At 38.3% G+C, this 3,069-nt stretch carries 2 protein-coding genes; both read left to right on the top strand.

The window, feature by feature from the left end; translation table 11 throughout:
• Nucleotides 1-770, top strand: a 770-nt coding sequence (locus ABD909_RS05620; protein ID WP_345096986.1) for a DUF7146 domain-containing protein, incomplete at its 5' end; no start/stop codon positions are given.
• 5 nt (nucleotides 771-775) lie between these two features.
• Nucleotides 776-2,350: a YfjI family protein gene (locus ABD909_RS05615; RefSeq protein WP_345096985.1), complete on the top strand. Its 1,575-nt coding sequence runs from the start codon at nucleotides 776-778 to the stop codon at nucleotides 2,348-2,350.
• Nucleotides 2,351-3,069 lie beyond the last annotated feature (719 nt).

Genomic DNA, 3,069 nt, shown 5'->3' with positions numbered 1-3,069 from the left:
CCAATGGAAATGATGGGCGTCTCTTACTCTACTGTTATGCCGGTTGCTCTTTTAGAGAGATCATCCAAGCACTTATCAGAATTGGCTTGCTGGGGAAACAAGCCTTTTTGGATAAAGCTTATGATCACACGCTTTCTTTCTCAAAACAGTTTTCTGCTGATCTCAAACGGGCAAAACAGAAAGCAGAAAGAGCAAAAGCAATTTGGCAACAAAGCCAACCGATCAAAGATACTTTAGCAGAAACCTATTTACGCAAGCGGGGGATTACTTGTGAATTGCCTGCTGATTTAAGATTTCACGATAAATGCCCTCATCCATTAGAGATGACATTGGCCGCGTTGGTAGCTCTTGTTAAGGGGGCTGGCTCCTTTGCCATTCATAGAACCTTTTTACAAGTCAATGGCTGCAAAACAGACCAGAAACCAGCAAAAGCCATGTTGGGATCTGTCATGGGCGGTGCTGTGCATTTAAGTCAAGACAATCCAAAACATCTGGTTATTTGTGAAGGTATTGAAACGGGTTTGGCGCTGCTGTCTGGTTTGTTATCAGAGCCCGTGAATTTATGGGCGTCTCTTTCTACCAGTGGCATGATGCGTGTGAATTTACCCCCGATAAAAGGACGTCTGACAATCGCTATGGACGGCGATGATGCGGGTCGTAAAGCAGGTTTTACCTTAGCTGCGCGTGCTTATAGCCAAGGCTTTGAGGTCTTTATCATGCAAGCCCCTAACGCTTTAGATTTCAACGATTTTCTCTATTATTTAAGGTAAGTAATATGAAACAAGATAATAAAAATATTTTAGAGAATAATACCCCCGTCAATGATAACGATAATCTCTCTTTAAATGATAATGCTTGTTTAAAAGCCATTCCTTATGAAGTCGCCTTGCAACAAAATGGGTGGAAGGAATTAAAACCGATTGAGAGTGCTCTTTTACCCGTTGAACCTTTTAATCCATTACAGCTCCCAATGCCATTCATGGACTATATTTATGACGTTTCAGAGCGTCAACAAGCCCCTCTCGATTTTATTGCTGTTTCTGCTCTGTGTGGTTTGGCGGCTGTCATTGGAAATGGCGTGCGGGTTGCTCCAAAACAATATGATGATTGGACAATTGTCCCTAATCTTTGGGGGGCTCTTATTGGTCAATCGTCAACATATAAAACACCAGCCATGAAAGCCGCTTTAGCCCCTATCACGCGTCTTCAAAAGCAATGGTATAAAGAGTGGCTAAAGCAGAAAGAAAAACAAGAAATTGAAGAGAGATTAGAGAGTTTAGACAAACGAGAAAAAGAAAGACAAGCCAATAAAGCGCTTAAAAAAGGTGATAGTAAAACAGCCCGTGCTCTGTTGTTTGAAACGCTCTCTAAAGACAGTGCTCATGATGATGAGGTCTCTCGTTTTATCGTCAATGATGTCACGGTTGAAAAGCTTGGGGAATTGTTAAAAGAAAACCCTCGTGGTCTCTTGATGGTTCGTGATGAATTGTCTGGTTTTTTAACCAATTTGGAGAGAAAGGAATATCAAACNTTCAATGGAGATGATCAATTTACCTATGACCGTATAGAGCGTGGAACCATTTTTATTCCCCATGTAACTTTATCAATGATTGGAGGCATTCAACCTTCACGAATTATTCCCATCATTCAAGCAATACAGCGGGGAATAAATGATGACGGCTTATTGCAACGCTTTCAAATGATTGTGTGGCCCGATGATACAAAAGATTGGCAATTGGTTGATAGACCACCCAATCAAGAGGGATGGCAAAAGTATGAAAGCGTTTTTCACTCTTTTCGTGATAAACGATTAGGTTCTCCGGAACAGCCGCTGATCATGCGTTTTATGCCAAAAGCACAAGAGAAATTTTATGAATGGCTAGAAAATCTTCATAGAGAGGCAAAAGGAGGTCATTTCTCCGAAAGCTTACAATCGCATGTTTTAAAAATGCCAAAGACCATAGCAAGTCTTGCGTTGATTTTTGAACTTCTTGACAGTGGTCGTTTTGAAATTGGACTCTATGCCATTACAACAGCCTTGCGTTGGGAAAAATATCTGATAAGCCATGTCAAAAGGCTCTATGCGGCGGGGGATAGATTAACAGCAGAGCGTGCAAAATTAATTGTTGAACGCTGTGATTGTTTATCCGATGTTTTTACTTTACGTGATATTCATCAAAGAAGTTGGACTTCTTTAAAGGACAATGAAGCTGTTAAGCAAGCTTTAGAGCTTTTATGTCGTTGTAACTATATTCGTGCAATATCTGAAAACAATAGCTCTAAAAGCGGTCGACCTACCATACGCTATGAATGGCATCCTTTAGTGAAAAGTTATAAGACACCACAATAGGCAATCTGGAAATTTTATAACCTTAGATTCAAAAATGAACCTTCAAAGTCTTTCTATCTCTTAATTTTGATGATTTTGAAGATTTTGAGGGTTCCTTTTACGCCCCCTTATATATTTTTTTAAAATCAAAAAATAAAAGTTATGATATTTCAATATGTTATTATTTTAATAATACAACCTATATCGACAACACACCTTAAATTCAACCCATAGTATATTTTTGAAGGTATTTTGAGGGTTTGAGAAACCTTCAAAACCTATCTATTAAAGTCATTCATAAAACTTATCAAAATAAGTATTCTGATGTTTTTAAACACATAGTGCATTCGTCTTGAATGATATGTGAAATGAATAGCAAATTTCACTATTTTGCTGATCTGATCTCTCTTCATAGGCTGTGGATAAATAGCTTAAAAATCCCCTTTTGAAAAAATTTATCTGCTTTTTCGCATTTTTCTGCATTTTTTTCTCAATTCGTCCAAAATGGATTTAATAAGCTTCATTTCGATTCTTTTGAAGAGAATTAATCCCCTCATAAGAAAATGGAGCCCTTTTGTAATATGCTGCAATCTATTAAGTCTGATCATGAACACGTCACGCTACGCTCTCTGTTGGAATATTATCGCGATCAAGCAAAATCACCCCGTGAATTGGGAACATTGTTTGAAAACCTTGTAAAAGCTTATTTATCTGAAGACCCTTTACAAAAGCAGGAATAC

The organism is Bartonella acomydis (genome assembly GCF_039543025.1).
Taxonomy (GTDB): Bacteria; Pseudomonadota; Alphaproteobacteria; order Rhizobiales; family Rhizobiaceae; genus Bartonella; species Bartonella acomydis.
This window is presented reverse-complemented; position numbering and strand designations above follow the sequence as displayed.